The 18341-nt window shown below is 44.1% G+C and carries 7 protein-coding genes; all 7 read left to right on the plus strand.

Features of this window, described 5'->3' with window-relative positions; all coding sequences use genetic code 11:
* Positions 1–121: 121 nt before the first annotated feature.
* The 7 genes from I2F76_RS10720 (at position 122) to asp3 (ending at position 18318) form a co-directional block, all read left to right on the plus strand.
* Positions 122–7657: an accessory Sec-dependent serine-rich glycoprotein adhesin gene (locus tag I2F76_RS10720; RefSeq protein ID WP_195487348.1), complete on the plus strand. Its 7536-nt coding sequence runs from the start codon at positions 122–124 to the stop codon at positions 7655–7657.
* Positions 7658–7854: 197 nt separating this feature from the next.
* On the plus strand, positions 7855–12084 hold the full coding sequence (locus I2F76_RS04130) for an accessory Sec-dependent serine-rich glycoprotein adhesin (RefSeq protein ID WP_195487288.1): 4230 nt from the start codon (positions 7855–7857) through the stop codon (positions 12082–12084).
* A 186-nt stretch (positions 12085–12270) separates the two neighbouring features.
* Positions 12271–13275 carry a sugar transferase gene (locus I2F76_RS04135; protein ID WP_195487289.1) on the plus strand — a complete coding sequence of 335 codons (1005 nt, stop codon included), beginning with the start codon at positions 12271–12273 and terminating at the stop codon, positions 13273–13275.
* Positions 13276–13498: 223 nt separating this feature from the next.
* Positions 13499–14716 carry an accessory Sec system protein translocase subunit SecY2 gene (gene secY2, locus I2F76_RS04140; RefSeq protein ID WP_031573838.1) on the plus strand — a complete coding sequence of 406 codons (1218 nt, stop codon included), beginning with the start codon at positions 13499–13501 and terminating at the stop codon, positions 14714–14716.
* An 8-nt stretch (positions 14717–14724) separates the two neighbouring features.
* A complete protein-coding gene (gene asp1, locus I2F76_RS04145; RefSeq protein WP_195487290.1) occupies positions 14725–16314 on the plus strand; it encodes an accessory Sec system protein Asp1 in 1590 nt (529 codons plus the stop codon).
* Positions 16307–17851, plus strand: a complete 1545-nt coding sequence (gene asp2, locus I2F76_RS04150; protein WP_195487291.1) for an accessory Sec system protein Asp2 — start codon at positions 16307–16309, stop codon at positions 17849–17851. The genes asp1 and asp2 overlap by 8 nt, the downstream gene beginning before the upstream one ends.
* Complete coding sequence (gene asp3, locus I2F76_RS04155; RefSeq protein ID WP_023919257.1) at positions 17848–18318, plus strand: accessory Sec system protein Asp3; 471 nt, start codon at positions 17848–17850, stop codon at positions 18316–18318. Before asp2 ends, asp3 begins: the two co-directional genes overlap by 4 nt.
* Positions 18319–18341: the final 23 nt, after the last annotated feature.

Raw genomic sequence — 18341 nt, forward strand, 5'->3', positions numbered from 1 at the left:
AAAGAGAACCCGGAGGTTCTCTTTTTGTATGCTGTTATTTGTGTTAAAAACTAGTCTTAATTAGTTACTTTTGGGGAAAATTAGTGTATAATAACTCGATATCTAAATTTAAGGAGCGAACATGTTTTTTAAACGTTCGAAGGGTGATTTTCGTGAAACGGAGCGAATCACGCGTTATAAATTAATCAAATCAGGAAAGAATTGGGTACGGGCATCTGTATCTCGGTTAGGCCTATTTCGTGTCATGCGAGGTGGTGTGGATGAAAATATCGTGGTTCAATATGAAGCATCATCATCTTCTATGCCTAAAGATCTGGTCAAAGGGATGGTTGTGCTAGGAGCTCTTGCTGGAGCGACAACCGTTGCCAATCCAGTATTTGCTGAGGAAAATGAGATGAATGCGACTGTTGGGTCTGAAATCAGCCCATCGACCGGTGTAGCGGGTTCGGATAGTCTTGTCTTGGGGACGACCTCTATCACAGATTCTGTATCAGCCAGTCAATCTATCAGTGAATCTATCTCATTTTCAGAGTCGGCTAGTGACAGCCTTTCTTTATCTCAGTCGGTTTCTTTGAGCGAATCACATGTTGTTAGTCATTCAGCGAGTCAGTCCACATCAGAATTTGCTAGTAGCAGTCTCTCAGAGGACGATTCAATTCACAGGGCTACTCCTGAAACGAGTGAGAAAGAAGCAACGACTCAGACCACTCGCTCGGAAGACCATGTGAAGCGTCTGCAAACTTTGGCTTTGGATTTATACACCTATCGAGCGCGAGCTTTGGAAATCCCGGGGACCGCATCTGCAATTGAGAATGGAGATCTGGCCTTAGAGGCTATTCGAACTGGCTTGTCTAATCCGGCAATTCAAATCGATGCCGTGGAAAGCCAAGCAAAGATTGCTCGCAATCGCTTGGCCAACGCGGTGCTGCGCGCGACATCTGGTCAGCGCGACCCTCGAAATGGGAACCGTATTGACACAGATACGAGCCTCCGTGCGCCTCAATATAATTCAGGTCCTGCCAACAATGCCTTGATTTCTGTGTATAACTCTGATTACATCAATCAGGTTTATAATGTTGTTGAAACCAATCCTACACGAAATAATATTAAGAGCATTGGCTACGCTTCTGGTAGCGATCGTGTGAATGGCATTTATGTTCCGCAAACATCGGCCTTGAAAAATAGTGCAGCTGTTTTTAATATCGTGGGGACTGTTGGGCAGACAGAGGTCGTAACGCCTGGGAACATTTATAATCTTTCTTTTGTAGTGACTAATACGGCTAAGCAGTCAGTGACACGTACGCTTCGTATTCAGGTTTTGCCACAAAATGATGGCATTCGAAACCCGATTACGGCTGTGACGACAGCGACTTTTGTCAATGATACTACTAACTTGGCCCAGGCTGAAAAAGAGAAGATTTGGGAAGCGTTTAAGACTGCTAACCCCAATATTGCCACTTCAAAGGACTTTAAATCTTATTCGGTTTCATCATCTGGTGTGGTGACTATTACTTATAAAGATAACACCACAAATGATGTGACTGCTCCTGTTAAGCGCCTAGCAGCACCGATGGTTGAGACTCGCTTACTAGAGAAAGCCTATACTCAGACACCTGTAACGGTGACGGGGGCTGAGCCAGGGTCTGCTGTTGTTTTGTACAATAATGATGATGAAATCGGAACAGCAGTGGCGGATGCGTCTGGACAAGCGATCGTAACACCGAATGTTCCCTTACAGACGGGTGGAGTAACAGCTAAAGCACGGATCATGTATGGTGATCACGCGGTTTATTCTGATGCCAGTAATATGGTTGCTGTAACAGATGCCACACGTCCTGAAGTGACGGCTAAGTTAACTGTCAATGGTGTGGAACCGAAATCAACCCCTCTTGAGGGTGGTGGGAAGAATTATACCATTTATGCTGGTGATGATGCAGTTGTGACTTTTACAGCTACTGATGACAGTGGCAAGTTGAAAGAAATGAAAGTCGTTGCACGAGCAGATTTGAACGACAATGCCTTGAACGGCAATTTCTTTGGTAGTAGCCAGTATGGGACAGGTGATATTGCTCCTATCACGGGAGATATTACGGCTACCAGTGCAAACCCTGCAACCATCACAACGACCATTCATTTGAAGGATGATCTTTACCATACCTACCGAAATACATGGCAACGCAACGTCGCGGCTATTGACAATGCCTCCAATATGAACCGTCCAAACGGTTTGGGTGAGATTCGGATTACCCAGGGGCGTCTCGCTGATCGTACGCCAGGTGTGGCGCCGACAAGCACTATTCAGGTGACGAGTCTAACTGCATTGACAGATGCAGATAAGAGCAAGGTGATTGCTGCTGTATCGGCAGTCAACCCAGAGGTGGCCAACCGGATTAAGTCCTATACGGTTAATAGTGATGGTACAGTCACCATTACTTATAAAGATAGTACGACCAATGTTGTAGCGGTGAAACTGTCAGATAGCGATCACAGTCAGTCTGTATCAAACAGTCAGAGTGCGTCTACGAAGACTTCGCAATCGATCAGTCAGTCTTTAAGTACGAAGCAATCACAGAGTGTATCGGCTCAGCAGAGCGTTTCATTGAGTCAGTCACTGAGCTCGGTTCGCTCGCAAAGTTTGTCGGCTTCACTAAGCCAATCAGCGTCTACAAGTGCATCCGCTCAAGCTAGTTTATCTCGCAGTCAATCGTTGAGCAAGGAGGTTTCTCAATCTCAATCCGCTTCAACGAGTCAATCTGTATCGGTAAGAAAATCTGAATCTGTGAAGGTTTCAGAGTCAGCTTCTGCAAGTGTCAGTGACTTGCAGTCTGCTTCAGTATCGGCGAGTGTATCCAAGGTGGTTAGCCAGTCTATCTCAAGTTCGACATCCGCTTCAACGAGCGCCTCTGTTTCAGTGAGTCAGTCAGCTTCAGCATCGCTATCACAGTTGGCATCAGAGTCACTAAGTCAATCTACTCGCGAGTCGGCTTCAAAATCAGTGAGTCAATCGCAGTCGGAGTCTGCATCAGTATCTTTGAGTGAGTCCGCTAGAAAATCAGCATCGTTGAGCACTTCCGTATTAGAGAGTCAATCAGCCTCTACTTCGGTATCGGTTTCTACCTCTGAATCGGTGTCGACATCCGAATCAGCTTCTGCTTCTGAATCAGTTTCGACATCAGAGTCAGCATCTTCATCAGAATCAGTTTCAACCTCTGAGTCAGTCTCAACCTCTGAATCGGCATCGACATCAGAATCGGCATCAACCTCAGAGTCAGTCTCAGCGTCTGAATCAGTGTCTACGTCTGAATCGGTGTCAACATCCGAGTCGGTTTCTGTATCTGAATCAGTGTCTACGTCTGAATCAGTGTCTACGTCTGAATCAGTTTCAACATCCGAGTCCGTTTCGACTTCTGAATCGGTTTCTGTATCAGAATCAGTATCGGTGTCTGAGTCATTGTCAGCATCTGAGTCAGTATCAACGTCTGAATCGGTGTCGACTTCAGAGTCATTGTCAGCGTCTGAATCAGTTTCAACATCTGAATCAGTTTCAACATCTGAATCAGTCTCAACATCAGAGTCAGCATCTACATCAGAATCTGTATCAACGTCTGAGTCAGCATCTGCGTCCGAGTCAGTATCAACGTCTGAATCGGTTTCTGTATCAGAATCAGTGTCAGCCTCTGAGTCAGCATCAGTCTCTGAGTCAGCATCAGTCTCTGAGTCAGCATCAGTCTCTGAGTCAGTTTCAGCCTCTGAATCGGTATCGACGTCTGAGTCGGTCTCAACGTCCGAATCTGCATCAACATCCGAATCAGTCTCTACGTCTGAATCAATCTCGACATCTGAATCATTGTCGGCGTCTGAATCAGTATCAACGTCCGAATCGGTTTCTGTATCTGAATCAGTATCAACATCCGAATCAGTCTCAACCTCTGAGTCAGTCTCAGCGTCCGAATCAGTATCAACATCCGAATCAGTTTCAGCGTCTGAGTCAGTATCAACGTCCGAATCAGTTTCTGCATCTGAGTCAGCGTCAGCCTCTGAATCAGCTTCTGCGTCTGAGTCAGCGTCAGCTTCTGAATCAGCTTCTGCGTCTGAGTCAGCGTCAGCTTCTGAATCAGTGTCAACTTCTGAATCAGTGTCGACATCCGAGTCAGTCTCAACGTCCGAATCAGCCTCTGCTTCAGAATCAGTCTCAACCTCAGAATCAGTTTCAGCATCCGAGTCAGCATCAACGTCTGAGTCGGTATCGACATCCGAGTCAGTTTCAGCATCAGAATCAGTTTCAACCTCAGAATCAGTTTCAGCATCCGAGTCAGCGTCAGCTTCCGAGTGGGTTTCAACGTCCGAATCTGCATCTACATCCGAATCAGTATCAACATCTGAATCAGTATCAACATCTGAATCAGTATCAACATCCGGATCAGTCTCTACGTCTGAATCAATCTCGACATCTGAATCATTGTCAGCGTCTGAATCGGTTTCTGTATCTGAATCAGTATCAACATCCGAATCAGTCTCGACATCAGAGTCAGCATCTACCTCAGAATCAGTTTCAACCTCTGAGTCAGTTTCTACATCCGAGTCTGTCTCAACATCTGAGTCAATTTCAGCTTCTGAGTCGGTTTCAACATCCAAATCAGTGTCTACTTCTGAATCGGCATCTGCATCTGCATCTGCATCAGAATCAGTGTCAACATCCGAATCAGTCTCAACGTCCGAGTCAGTTTCAACGTCTGAATCAGTATCGGCTTCAGAGTCAGTTTCAACGTCTGAATCAGTATCGGCTTCAGAGTCAGTTTCAACGTCCGAATCGGCATCTACATCAGAATCAGTTTCTGCATCTGAGTCAGCGTCAGCCTCTGAATCAGCGTCAGCCTCTGAGTTAGTTTCAGCCTCTGAGTCGGTCTCAACGTCCGAATCAACATCAGCATCCGAATCGGTTTCAACCTCAGAATCAGTTTCTACATCTGAGTCGGTTTCTGCATCCGAGTCTGTCTCAACCTCTGAATCAGTTTCAGCGTCTGAGTCGGTTTCAACATCCAAATCAGTGTCGACCTCCGAATCGGCATCTGCATCTGCATCCGAATCAGTGTCAACATCCGAATCAGCGTCAGCCTCTGAGTCAGTTTCAGTCTCCGAATCGGCATCAACATCCGAATCAGCTTCTGTGTCTGAGTCAGTATCAACATCCGAATCTGCATCTGCTTCTGAATCACTCTCGACATCCGAATCAGTATCAACGTCTGAGTCAGTTTCAACGTCCGAGTCAGTATCAACATCCGAGTCGGTTTCTGTATCTGAATCAGTGTCTACGTCTGAATCGGAATCGACATCCGAATCAGTTTCTGCATCTAAGTCGGTTTCTGCATCCGAGTCTGTCTCAACCTCTGAATCAGTTTCAGCGTCTGAGTCAGTTTCAACATCAGAATCATTCTCAGTCTCTGAATCAGCCTCTGCGTCCGAGTCAGCGTCAACTTCTGAATCAGCGTCTGAGTCAGCGTCAGCCTCTGAGTCAGCATCAGTCTCTGAGTCGGCCTCTACGTCTGAGTCGGTTTCAGCCTCTGAGTCGGCCTCTACGTCTGAGTCGGTTTCAGCCTCTGAATCAGTATCAACATCCGAGTCAATTTCAGCCTCTGAGTTGGTTTCAACGTCTGAATCAGTCTCAGCGTCTGCATCGGTTTCTGTATCCGAATCAGTGTCTACGTCCGAGTCGGTTTCTGTATCAGAATCAGTGTCAACGTCTGAATCAGTTTCTGTATCTGAGTCAGCATCAGCCTCTGAGTCGGCCTCTACATCAGAATCAGTCTCAACCTCTGAATCGGTATCGACGTCTGAGTCAGTCTCAGTCTCTGAGTCAGTATCTACGTCCGAATCAGCGTCAGCCTCTGAATCTGAGTCGGTATCAGCATCAGAATCAGCCTCTGCTTCTGAATCAGTTTCAACATCAGAATCAGTCTCAGAGTCCGAATCAGTTTCAACGTCTGAATCGGTTTCTGTATCAGAATCAATCTCGACATCAGAATCATTGTCAGCATCGTTGAGCACTTCAGTATCAGAAAGTCAGTCAGTTTCTACTTCAGTTTCAGTCTCAACATCTGAGTCAGTTTCAGTCTCTGAATCATTGTCAGCCTCTGAGTCGGTTTCAACATCGGAATCAACTTCTGCGTCTGAGTCAGCCTCAACGTCTGAATCAGTGTCTACTTCTGAATCACTTTCAACGTCTGAATCAATCTCGACATCAGAATCATTGTCAGCATCGTTGAGCAATTCAGTATCAGAAAGCCAGTCAGTCTCTACTTCGGTTTCAGTTTCGATGTCAGTATCTGTATCTGAGTCAGCATCGACATCGGAGTCAGTTTCAACGTCCGAATCAGTGTCAGCGTCTGAGTCAGTATCAACATCCGAATCAGTCTCAACCTCTGAGTCGGTCTCAGCATCCGAATCAGTCTCAACCTCTGAGTCGGTCTCAGCATCCGAATCAGTCTCAACCTCTGAGTCGGTCTCAGCATCCGAATCAGTATCAACGTCTGAATCTTCATCGACGTCTGAATCAGTTTCAACGTCCGAATCAGTGTCAGCGTCTGAGTCAGTTTCAGCATCTGAATCGGTATCTACTTCAGAATCAGTTTCAACGTCTGAATCAGTCTCAGTCTCAGAATCAGTATCTACATCAGAATCAGTATCTACATCAGAATCAGTTTCAACGTCTGAATCAGTTTCAACGTCTGAATCAGTTTCAACGTCTGAATCAGTATCTACATCTGAATCAGTGTCAACATCCGAATCAGTCTCAGCGTCTGAATCGGTCTCGACGTCAGAGTCAGTCTCGACGTCAGAGTCAGTCTCAACGTCTGAATCAGTTTCAACTTCTGAATCGGTCTCAACCTCTGAGTCAGTTTCAGCGTCTGAATCAGCATCAACGTCCGAGTCAGTTTCTACCTCTGAGTCAGCATCTGCGTCCGAGTCAGTATCAGTTTCTACCTCTGAGTCAGTGTCTGCATCAGAATCGGCATCTACTTCAGTTTCAGTTTCGACATCAGAGTCGGCGTCTACGTCCGAATCAGCATCTGCATCTGAGTCAGTGTCAACGTCTGAATCGGTATCAGCATCAGAATCAGTGTCAGTGTCTGAATCGGTTTCAACATCAGAATCAGTGTCAACGTCCGAATCGGTTTCTGTATCTGAATCCGTTTCTACGTCCGAGTCAGCGTCAGCCTCTGAATCAGCATCAACGTCTGAATCAATCTCGACATCTGAATCATTGTCAGCATCGTTGAGCAGTTCAGTATCTGAAAGCCAGTCAGTCTCTACTTCGGTTTCAGTTTCGACATCAGTCTCTGCATCTGAGTCAGCATCATTGAGTACCTCTGCACCTGAATCAACTTCAACATCAGTAAGTACTTCAGTTTCAGTGAGTCAATCACAATCAGGATCAACATCTGGTAGCGGTTCATACTCTAACTCAATGAGCCAATCAATTTCTCATTCAGAGTCATTGTCTGCATCAGAATCAGCAAGTGGATCACAAAAACACAGCCAGTCTGTAGTGCTTCCAAATACTGGCGAAACAGGATCTGTAACATCAGCTCTTCTTGGGGTTGTTACAGGGTTAGCTGGAATTGCTGGACTTATCCGACGTAAAAAGAAGGGGGAATGATCTAGTAGGAAATATCATTTTTTTCGAGTGAATCTCATAGGAGATTCACTTTTTTACTAGTAGAATGAAGTGTTTTTAATGTGTTACAAAAAAATTTGAAAATTAAACAATAATATAGAAGTTTTTTGTAGCAAATTACTTGAATCTACGTAGTATTCCTGTATAATTAATAATGACTACAATGTAAGGGGAATATCATGCAATTTAAGCGTTCAAAAGGAAACTTTCGTGAAACAGATCGTGTCGTACGCTTCAAATTAATTAAATCAGGAAAAAATTGGCTTCGAGCATCAACGGCTGCTCTAGGCCTCTTTCGCGTGGTGCGTGGGCAAGTGGAGGAGACCATCATTGCCAACGTACAGCAAGATCAAATAGAAAATCAAAAGCATAACCAAGCCTTCTTAAAAGGTTTGATTACGGTAGGGACTGTTTTTGGTGGTGCTGTGCTTGCTACGACAGCTAAGGCGGAGGATGCAACATCACTTGCACCAACGGTTTCTGAGACAAAAGAGGAAACCTTGGCAGAAGTGGATAGTGTGGTCTTAGGAAATACCTCTACCCAGTCTTCAGAATCCAGCTCTGTTTCAGGATCAACTAGCCTTTCTACATCTGTGAGTGTATCTACTTCGATCAGTGAATCCGCATCTTTATCCTTGAGCGAAGTTGGATCAACTGCATTATCAACGGCACTTAGCGAGTCTGCTCAAGCTCTAGAGTCAGAGGTAGTTGTTGATGAACCGACTAGTTTAGAAGAAGCCACTGTTTTAGAACAAAATACCTCTGAAGCTGAATTGCTTCAAGAAATTGCAGGGAATTACGCATCTAAAATGACGGACACCGATCGCCGATCAGTTGTCGAAGCGGTCATTAACAAAGTGCAGGCCGAAGTGACTGCAAGTAATAACTTGATCCACACCAATGCCAGTGCTCAAGCTTATGCTGACCAGCGCGATCGTTTGGAGAAAGCTGTCGATGAGATGATGACGACCTTGACAGCTGCAGGTTTTGTGGGAAATACAAATGTAGATGGGAAACCTGCGATCTCTGCTCAGTTGGCTCCTCTAGCTGAGGAAACATACTTGGCTGATGATGTATTGGATATGAGCCCGAACCCAGAAGATCCCAATGGTGCGAGTGTAGAAGATCCTACACTTGACACACCAGGATATGCTAAGGATCCTCATCTAGATAAAGATCTCTTAAGATTTTCGCCTGAAGAGTTGAAAAATTTTTTAGGTGAACCCTACACCAATCGTTATACATTTGGTATTTGGGACTTTGTGAATAAACAAGGAGAGTCACTTGGTTACTATGCGACCATGTCGATTGATATCAGTGAGATAGATCCGGAAAAGCATAAGGCAATGGATGTTTATTTCCGCATTGTCCGAAAATCAGATGGGGCTGAAATTTTTTCACAAACTGTATCTCCAGAAGGATATGGCCAAGATATTCAATTACCAAAAGAAGTACTAATTGGTCAGGCTCCCCTTGGGAACAAGGTTTTTAATTCGGAACCTTCTACAGGTAATGGGACCTTTGGAATGCTAACGAATTTTATTCCGGAACAGGCTTTCTTATTCCGGAGTATTTATGATGTCATGACGCCTGAGAATCAGGGGCAATTGATTAGGACGTATCCTAGTATCAAAATTCCATCTATGATGGGACAACAATCGACCTTCTATAGAGAAGTGGACCCGAATGGTAGATGGTTTAATGGGCAATATGAACCAACGGGGAAAGAAAGATCCTTACTAGAGTATAGAATCTACGGATTGGAAGGCCAGCATTATACAGCTTCCAATCCACGCGAATTTCCTGGTTATGTACAGGTCCCAGCGCACACCGTGTTCCCGAATCGTAAAAGTGGGGTGTTCGATAATAGTAAGAATGGGAAATCAAGAATTGAACTATTAGGGGATGCGCGTGAGCATTTCATTAAAAGTGAAGTTGTCACCCTTAATCAAAATGGTGATTATTCTCTTCGCTACTATGTTTTAGATCCTTCTAAAATCCATGATGTTAGTAGTGGTGATGTAGGAAACGCTAAGGTAACCGATGTATATACACTTGTTTATGAAAAAGAATTTAAACAAGATAGTACGGATAACCTTTCAGATTTAGGTGGAACTCGTAAAGTTGAAAGTAAAAACAAGGATTATTTCCTGAATGTTACACCAAAACGAATAGATTACCAACATTTTGAGTTGGATATTACAGGTTGGTTCTCTAGTAAGGAGACAGTTACATACACTGATGAGAAAACAGGAATAGAATATACTGTTCCAAAACCATTCACGGAACTTCCAAAATCAGCCTACCTCGATAAAAATACGACCATGGTCGTTGGAGAAGATGCAACACCTCAAGGAGCAGATGGTTTTTCCAACTTCAAACAAACGATCAAAAAAATAGTAGATTCATATCCCTTAACGAGTGTGAATTATTACTATCGGAAGATGACACCGTCAGAATCTGCTTCACAATCTCAAAACTTCTCGATTTCAACTTCAGAGTCACTAGTTTCAGAATCCATTTCATCTTCTCAATCTGTTTCGGTCAGTGAGTCCGTTTCCTTGTCACAAGCATCTAGCTTCGCCAGTCAATCAGATTCACAGGTTTCAACCTCGATTTCCTTGTCACAATCTGTATCGACAAGCGAATCCAACTCGTTGGTTCAGGAATCGATCTCCACTAGTCAGTCGGAGTCTCTAGTCCAAGAGTCGGTTTCAGCCAGTCAATCAGATTCCTTGATTAAAGAATCCGTATCTGCCAGCCAGTCTGATTCGTTGGTTCAGGCCTCTGTTTCAGCAAGTCAATCGGATTCGTTAGTTCAGGCCTCAGTCTCTGCTAGCCAGTCCGAGTCGCTGCTCAAAGAGTCGGTTTCTTCAAGCCAGTCAGATTCATTGGTTCAAGAGTCCGTTTCGGCAAGCCAATCAGAGTCGTTGGTCCAAGCCTCAGTTTCTGAGAGTGAATCGGAATTATTGGTTCAGGAGTCTGTATCGGCCAGTCAATCCGATTCGCTGGTTAAAGAATCTGTCTCAGCGAGTCAGTCCGATTCCTTGATACAAGAATCAGTTTCCGCGAGTCAGTCTGATTCCTTGGTTCAGGAATCTGTATCGTCTAGCCAATCAGAGTCTTTGGTAAAAGCCACAGTTTCAGCAAGTCAGTCTGAGTCATTGGTACAAGAATCAGTTTCAGCAAGTCAGTCTGAGTCATTGGTACAAGAATCAGTTTCAGCAAGTCAGTCTGAGTCGTTGGTACAAGCGTCAGTTTCAGCGAGCCAATCAGACTCGCAGGTACAAGCCTTGGTTTCAGTGAGTCAATCAGAGTCGTTAGTACAAGAATCAGTTTCCGCCAGTCGATCAGACTCCTTGGCTCAGACATCTGTATCGTCTAGCCAATCAGAGTCTTTGGTTCAAGCATCCGTTTCAGCGAGCCAATCAGAATCGTTAGTACAAGAATCGGTTTCAGTGAGTCAATCACAATCTACTTCTGATGTCGAATCTAAGTCTCAAAATACAGAATCTATGTCCTTTTCTCGTTCTGATTCAATGAGTCAGTCGGAATCGCAAGTATCGACTGATTTGCAATCAACATCATGGAGTCAGTCAGAATCACAAGTTCAAGCTTCGATCTTTGCAAGTCAATCAGAGTCGTTGGTTCAGGAATCTGTATCTGCCAGTCAATCAAAGTCGTTGGTTCAAGCATCGACTTCAGCGAGCCAATCTGAGTCACAAGTTCAAGCATCAGTCTCCGCAAGCCAGTCTGAATCGTTGATACAAGCTTCGATCTCTAATAGCTACTCAGAGTCGTTGGTCCAAGCTTCGGTTTCCGCGAGTCAATCAGATTCATTAGTTCAAGCTTCTGCTTCGACAAGCGAATCGGCTTCAACTTCTCATGTCGTAGCTGCATCGCAGGTTTCAGAGTCTGGATCGTTCTCTCGATCCGTTTCTGAGAGTCTATCTGCTTCACAATGGACATCCCATTCAGGATCTCTAGCGTCGGCCTCGCTATCGAAGTCTGACTCCTATAGCCAATCAGCTTCACTCCTTTCAACAAGCGAATCGGCTTCAACGTCCATGCCAGTATCTGAATTTCCTTTGACGAGTGTTTCAGATTCTATAAGCGCATCATCGACAGAGAGTCAATCCTTATCGCAGGAAATTTCTGAATGGATTAGTGTGTCTTATGCGTCAAGTTTTTCTGCTGTGACAAGTTCTTCGGAGTCTGTCGTGTCTTCGTTTGGCACCTCTTACTCAGAATCTCCATCAGACACAAGCTCACTAAGTGCGACGCGTTCTTCAGAACCTGCTCTTCCAGAGACAGGTGCCCATCCTTCATCTAATATTCTTGCTACAGGAGCTTCCATTCTTCTGTCTGGATTAGCCCTTTTAGGAATTCGGAAAAAGGATGGCAAATAAAACCTTAAAAGACCGGAATGAACTGGTCTTTTATTGATCTAGAATGTCTAAGAAGTTGTGAAATATGTTATAATGAATGAGGAAGTTTTCGTTGAAGGGTATGAAAAAGGTTGCTTTGTGAAAGCTCAGTTTGCCTTCATATCTTCAGGAAATATGGGACAAAAAAAGAAGAGTCAGAGGAAAGAGATGAAAATCCATTTTACAAATTTATTCGGGCAGTCTTCTCAGAGCGTGGCCCTGATGGCCCAAAACGATATCATGAATGTCGTTCGCGAGCTTGGGGTCAATGAATTAGGGATCTACTTTTATGATCATAGCAATGAACCAGCTAGTGAATTGAACTCGCGAATGGATGGGATTTTAGCAGGCGTTGCTTTTGGGGATATCGTTTTCGTTCAATCGCCTTCTTGGAATGGGATTGAGTGGGACCGCCGTTTGGTGGATAAGTTAAAACTCCTTCAAACCAAGCTGGTCATGTTTATCCATGATGTCCCGCCGCTCATGTTTGAAAGTAATTATTATCTCATGCCTGCTTATATTGAGATGTATAATAAAAGCGACCTTGTTGTTGTCCCATCAGAACAGATGTACCATCGTCTAGTATCAGAAGGGCTTACAGTAAAAAAATATGTGGTCCAAAAGTTGTGGGATTTGACCCACAGTTTGGATCTCTACACTCCACAATTTGAGAAAAAGTTGATCTTCTCAGGAAATCCTTCGCGTTTCCCTCATATCATCGATTGGAAATATGATACCCCCCTTCATGTCTATACCGAACCAGTTGAAGGAGTCGATTATTCTAAGGTCCATATCGAAGGCTGGCGGACCAAGCAAGAGTTGCTTCTCGAACTTTCCAAGGGTGGTTTTGGACTTGTCTGGGGAAATTCAGAGAATCCTGAGGATGAGCGGGATTACTACAAAGAAAATATTTCCTACAAACTATCAACCTATCTTTCTGCTGGTCTTCCAGTAGTGGTACCAGATTATTTGTCAAATGCAGACTATATTCGAGAAAAAGGGATCGGATTTGTAGCCTCCAGTCTCGAAGAAGCCAATCGTTTGGTTCAAGACTGCACAGAAGAAGAGTATGCCCAAATGGTTCAAAAGGCTCAACATACTTCTTATTTGATTCGCAATGGCTATTTTACAAAGAAATTATTTGTTGATAGTGTCATGGCTTTAGGAAAATAAATAGAATAAAATAGGATTCTTCAGACATAAATCTGAAGAATTTTTTATTGAATACGGTACCAAGGCTATAATTTTTTACAATATTAAGGATTAGTGACAAATAAGTGTAGAAAATAAGCAAATTATGGTAAAATAAGTTGAGATAAAATGCTCTAAAGGCACATATTTAAAGGCTGTTTTCCAAGTGGAAGAGTCAAAATGAGTAAGAGAAAGTTTAAAAGAAATGTTAAAACGATCTGAAGTAGGAAAGAGATTTTGTTGGACGATATTTTTCGTCTTTATTTATGTTTTGGGAAGTAAAATTTCCCTGCCTTTTGTTGACTTATCAAAGGCCTTGAGACTCAATGAGGGAACGACAACCGGTTTACAGCTCTCAAGTGCTGTGATGGGGGGAAACCTCCGTGGAATGTCGATCTTTTCGATCGGTCTATCCCCGTGGATGTCTTCCATGATTTTGTGGCGGATGTTTACCGTTTCAAAACGCTTTAACCTTGAAAAAACCAGCTCGGAAATTGTGGAGCGGCGAAAGATGTACGTGACCTTGGCACTCGCCATTGTCCAGTCCTTGGCAGTGGCCATGTATCTCCCCTTGAAGACAGGGTTGAACTCCGGACTTGTCATTACGGTCAATACCATGATTATGGTAGCCGGAGCCTTCTTTCTAGTTTGGCTCTCAGATCTAAATGCCGCTTTGGGGCTTGGAAGTTCTGTTGTGATCATGATGGCTGGGATGGTTATGTACCTGCCAGAAGATGTGATGCAGACCCTTTCAAGTGTCAATAATATCCCAGAGATCGCTTATGTTCTGGGCGTGATTTTTATCTTGATTTTTGTCTATGTGGCAGTCTTGGTGGAATATTCCAAGTACCAGATTCCTGTCAATAAATTAGGGATCCACAACAACTTGAAAAGTTATACTTTTTTGGATATCAAGCTCAACCCAGCAGGAGGGATGCCCTTTATGTACGCCATGACCTTGGTGTCCATTCCTCAGTATGCCATGCTCTTGATCTTGTCTATGGATTCCAATGCTAAGTGGGCTGCTCGTTTAGCCAAACACTTGGTGATGGGAGATCCGATTTGGATCCTTCTTTACATTCTGATGATCGCCCTTCTCTCTTTTGCTTTCGCCTTTGTTAATGTGAACGGAGAAGAAATTGCAGATAAGATGATGAAGGCTTCCGAGTATATCGATCATGTCTATCCTGGAGCAGATACACGTCGCTATATCAATAAAATTGTGCTACGCTTGACGGTTTTTGGAACCTTGTATCTGATCCTCTTCACGGCGCTTCCTTTTTCTCTCTTGTTATGGGATAAGGATCTCTTGCGCTTGACCATGATTCCAGGAACCTTCCTCATGTTTGTCGGGATGATTTACAATATCCGAGAAGAAATTCGTGCCCTTCGTGTGAATCAACGTTATACAAGAATATTCTAGGAGTAACCATGTATTATTTTGTACCAGCCTGGTATGGAACGGACCGCATCTGGCAGCAAACAGCTACCCCTTGGTACTGGATGCGAGAGTCTATTGAATTTGACGATACCATTAATCAAGTTCGTATTTTTCAAGAAGCAGAAATGGATCGGATCTTATTGTTGCCTCAATATAGTCCACAACTGTGCTATTTTTTACACCGCCAAGATTTGTTAGAGACAGATGTCCTTTCGATTTTTGATAAGATCCAACAGGTTCCGTCTAGTTTGGCGATGCGCCCAGTTCAGCTTCAGGACATCGAATGGCCGAGTGAGACCACTTTTTCCTATACTCCCTTTTTGGTGATGGCATTTCGAAAGGGCCACCACCTAGCAAAAATTGATATGGGAGTGGATGGAAACCTTCTCTCTTTGACCCGTTATAAGAATGACGAGATCAGCTACATCGAGTACTTAGATGATCGTGGCTTTATCTCTAGTAGAATCTACTACAATGAGGGAAAACCCTATTTCCAAGAGTATCTGAGTTTTGATGGGCAATGGGTTTTGAGAGAGATGTTGATCGAAGAGAACCACTCCGTCATGGTTAATGAAGCTTTCTTTCATGCCTTCAAAAAAGAAAGCTATGCCAATATGGGAGACGTTGTCGCTGAAAAAATGAAGGAGCAGCTAGCAACCTTGGTTCCAGGACGAGATCAGTTGGTTCTGGCAGCTCATCCAGCAAATTTGGCTTTTTTACAAGATACAGCAAGTAGCGTCAAGAAAGTCTTGTCTTTCTATGGGGATCGTCAGCCCTTGTCTGCTGAAAATTTTGCCCTCTATTTTGATATGATTGATGCCCAGCTCTTGATTACAGATAGTGAAAAAACCAAAGAAGCGATTGGAGTCTTTTCTCCTAGTTTGGCTCAAAAGACACACCGGATCACCTCTTTTGACTCCCGACTCCGTTTGGGTTCTAGTCAGGAGCGCAAGGAATCGAAGATTTACTTTTATGTCAATGAAGCCGAGCTCCCAAGTAAGAGCCAGCTCAAGAAGGTCTTAGAAGTGTTGTCTCACCATCCTTTATTTGAAGTTGTTTTTGCATTTTACAATGGCTCGCCGGAGCGGGTGAAAGAATTAGAAGGGCAACTCGAGGAATTGATCGCTAGCGAGCAGGACTTGCATCTGGTTCAATCACCAGCCCAAATGGAAGGGCTTGGGGAAAACCAGATTATCGATGAAGAGTCCGTACAAGACGCACCGGACTATCGCTTTGTAGTTAAGAATTTTTCAAATGAAAATGACATTATTCAAGAGTTGGAAAAAACCCGCTTGATCGTAGATTTAAGCGAGGAACCCAACCTCTATACTCAGATTGCAGGGATCTCTGCTGGGATTCCTCAGGTCAACCGCGTCCAGACAGAATATGTCGATCATTTGAAAAACGGTTATGTCTTATCAAAGGGAGACAAGGAATTAGGAAAGGCAATCACGCACTTCTTATTGGAATTGAAGCCTTGGAACGAAGCCTTGGTCTACTCGATCGAAAAAATTCAAGAATACACCGGTCAACGCTTGATCGAGAAATGGGAAGGATGGATGAAAGAACGTCATGGATAAAAAATTACAAATACCCCATATTCTCCAAATCGGCTCAAGCAGTTGGCGAGATCAGGTGGAGCTTCCTGCTGGATTAGGCTGGCACTTTTTTCAAGCTACCACTCTTCCATCGCTCAAAGAGTATATGGAAGAAGAGGAAATCTCCAAATTCAAAGCCTTGATTCTGGAAAAGTCAGAAGATTTATTAGCTTTAGGAGAAGACCTGGCTTATTTCCAGCCTTATACTGTTTTTTATGATAAAAGCTATGAACTAGAGGCGCCTTCTGAAGAATTGGCCCACCTCTTAAGGCTCAAGCAAGCAAGACCCTGGGATTTCTCAAACAAGCATCAATTTCTCTATGTCTTAGACCGCTTTTTATACGACAATCAATATGGAGATGCCTTTACAGTTCGTGACCTGCGGGTGAGACCGGATTTTGCTGGCCAGCAAACGGTGCTGGGGCAACATTTTCTGAAGCTGGATGGCCCATACGGTGAAGAGTTTACACCGATTGCTCAGTGGGTCTACAACTACGTGTATGATGCTAGTCGTCCCATCAATTTTTGGTTGGAATATGAAAAAGATCCAAGCTGTCAGCTGCAATTGCGGATTCAATTTTACCGCTTTGGTGCTCTGGGAGAGTGGGTCAAAGATGCAGTCTTTTCAGAAGAAGAGATGGAGCAACCACTAGAATTGGACGGAGCAGAACCTTATTACTTAGCCTTTTCGCTGGAAGCAAAAGGAGAAGGGACGCTTACGATCGGAGCCTTACATAAGCGCTTGTCACATGGTCCTTTAGGAGAGATGACCGTAGGAGCTAAGACGCTACGGGACCACAAACGCCAAGAAATTTTTGCTTATTTCCATCCTGGCGATCTGAAGCCACCTTTAAACATTTACTTTTCTGGGTATCGTCCGGCTGAAGGATTTGAAGGGTTTGGGATGATGCGTGCGATGGGGAGTCCCTTTATTCTCTTTTCTGACCCAAGACTGGAAGGTGGATCCTTCTATATGGGCTCAGAAGAATTGGAAAGTCAAATCACTGCTTTTATTGATCAGCACTTGGACTTGCTCGGCTTTGAGCCAAAAGATATGAATTTCTCTGGCTTGTCCATGGGGACCTTTGGTGCCCTTTACTATGGGGCTCTTTATTCTCCTCATGCGATCTTGGTCGGAAAACCCATTGTCAACCTGGGAGATGTCGCTGCCAACCTGAAATTTAAACGCCCAGATGAGTTTGGAACGTCCTTGGATATGATGCAGTTGATCATTGGTCAAGTGTCGCAAGAAGGGATCGGTCAGCTCAATCAACGCTTCTGGGACCGGTTTAACCAGGCAGATTTCAAGGATACGATTTTAGCCCTTGCCTATATGAGAGATGATGACTACGACCAGCAGGCTTATCCAGATATTTTAGAGACCTTGTATGAATTGCCGGTTCGTATTATCAGCACTAGTCGTGCTGGTCGACACAACGATGCGAGTGGTCCGATCATTGAGTGGTTTGTGACCCAGTACAAAGAAATCATGGAAAGAGACTTTGGAAGAAACCAATGATAAAAATAAAAGAAAATGAAAGCAGACGAATCTACTGGGGCGATACTGTTCTAGCAGATTATCTTTGGGGGTCGACCATTCAGGCGACTGCCCAAGGAAGCGTTCAGTTTCAGAACCCCCTCATGCCATCTGGTCAAGTGCTGAAAACTTGGCATTCGCAGACAAATTTTGGCGCAACTCGTCAAATTCCTAGTCTGCCTCTGCTCAAAAGAGAGCAAGATTATGAACTGGTTATCACGATGGAAGCGACTCCGGCTCATACCGTTATGGTAGAAATCGTCTTCAAAGATCGCTTTGGAGAGGTCGTTGGCCGTCGAGTAACCGCAGAAGGTCGCTTGCCGTTTACCTATCCAGATCAAGCATACGCCTATGAAGTACGCTTGCTCAGTGCAGGTTTGCAAGAGTTTACCTTCCACTATTTCACGATTCAACCAATATCGTCTGAGGGAGCAGAAGTTCTCGAATAGACGAACATCACTGCAAAAAAAGA

The organism is Streptococcus parasanguinis (assembly GCF_015557775.1).
Taxonomy (GTDB): domain Bacteria; phylum Bacillota; class Bacilli; order Lactobacillales; family Streptococcaceae; genus Streptococcus; species Streptococcus parasanguinis_AA.

What these genes read in the sequence shown, in the direction of transcription:
- I2F76_RS10720 (WP_195487348.1), top strand. Translation starts at nt 122, where the DNA reads ATGTTTTTTAAACGTTCGAAGGGTGATTTTCGTGAAACGGAGCGAATC.
- I2F76_RS04130 (WP_195487288.1), top strand. Translation starts at nt 7,855, where the DNA reads ATGCAATTTAAGCGTTCAAAAGGAAACTTTCGTGAAACAGATCGTGTC.
- I2F76_RS04135 (WP_195487289.1), top strand. Translation starts at nt 12,271, where the DNA reads ATGAAAATCCATTTTACAAATTTATTCGGGCAGTCTTCTCAGAGCGTG.
- secY2 (WP_031573838.1), top strand. Translation starts at nt 13,499, where the DNA reads ATGTTAAAACGATCTGAAGTAGGAAAGAGATTTTGTTGGACGATATTT.
- asp1 (WP_195487290.1), top strand. Translation starts at nt 14,725, where the DNA reads ATGTATTATTTTGTACCAGCCTGGTATGGAACGGACCGCATCTGGCAG.
- asp2 (WP_195487291.1), top strand. Translation starts at nt 16,307, where the DNA reads ATGGATAAAAAATTACAAATACCCCATATTCTCCAAATCGGCTCAAGC.
- asp3 (WP_023919257.1), top strand. Translation starts at nt 17,848, where the DNA reads ATGATAAAAATAAAAGAAAATGAAAGCAGACGAATCTACTGGGGCGAT.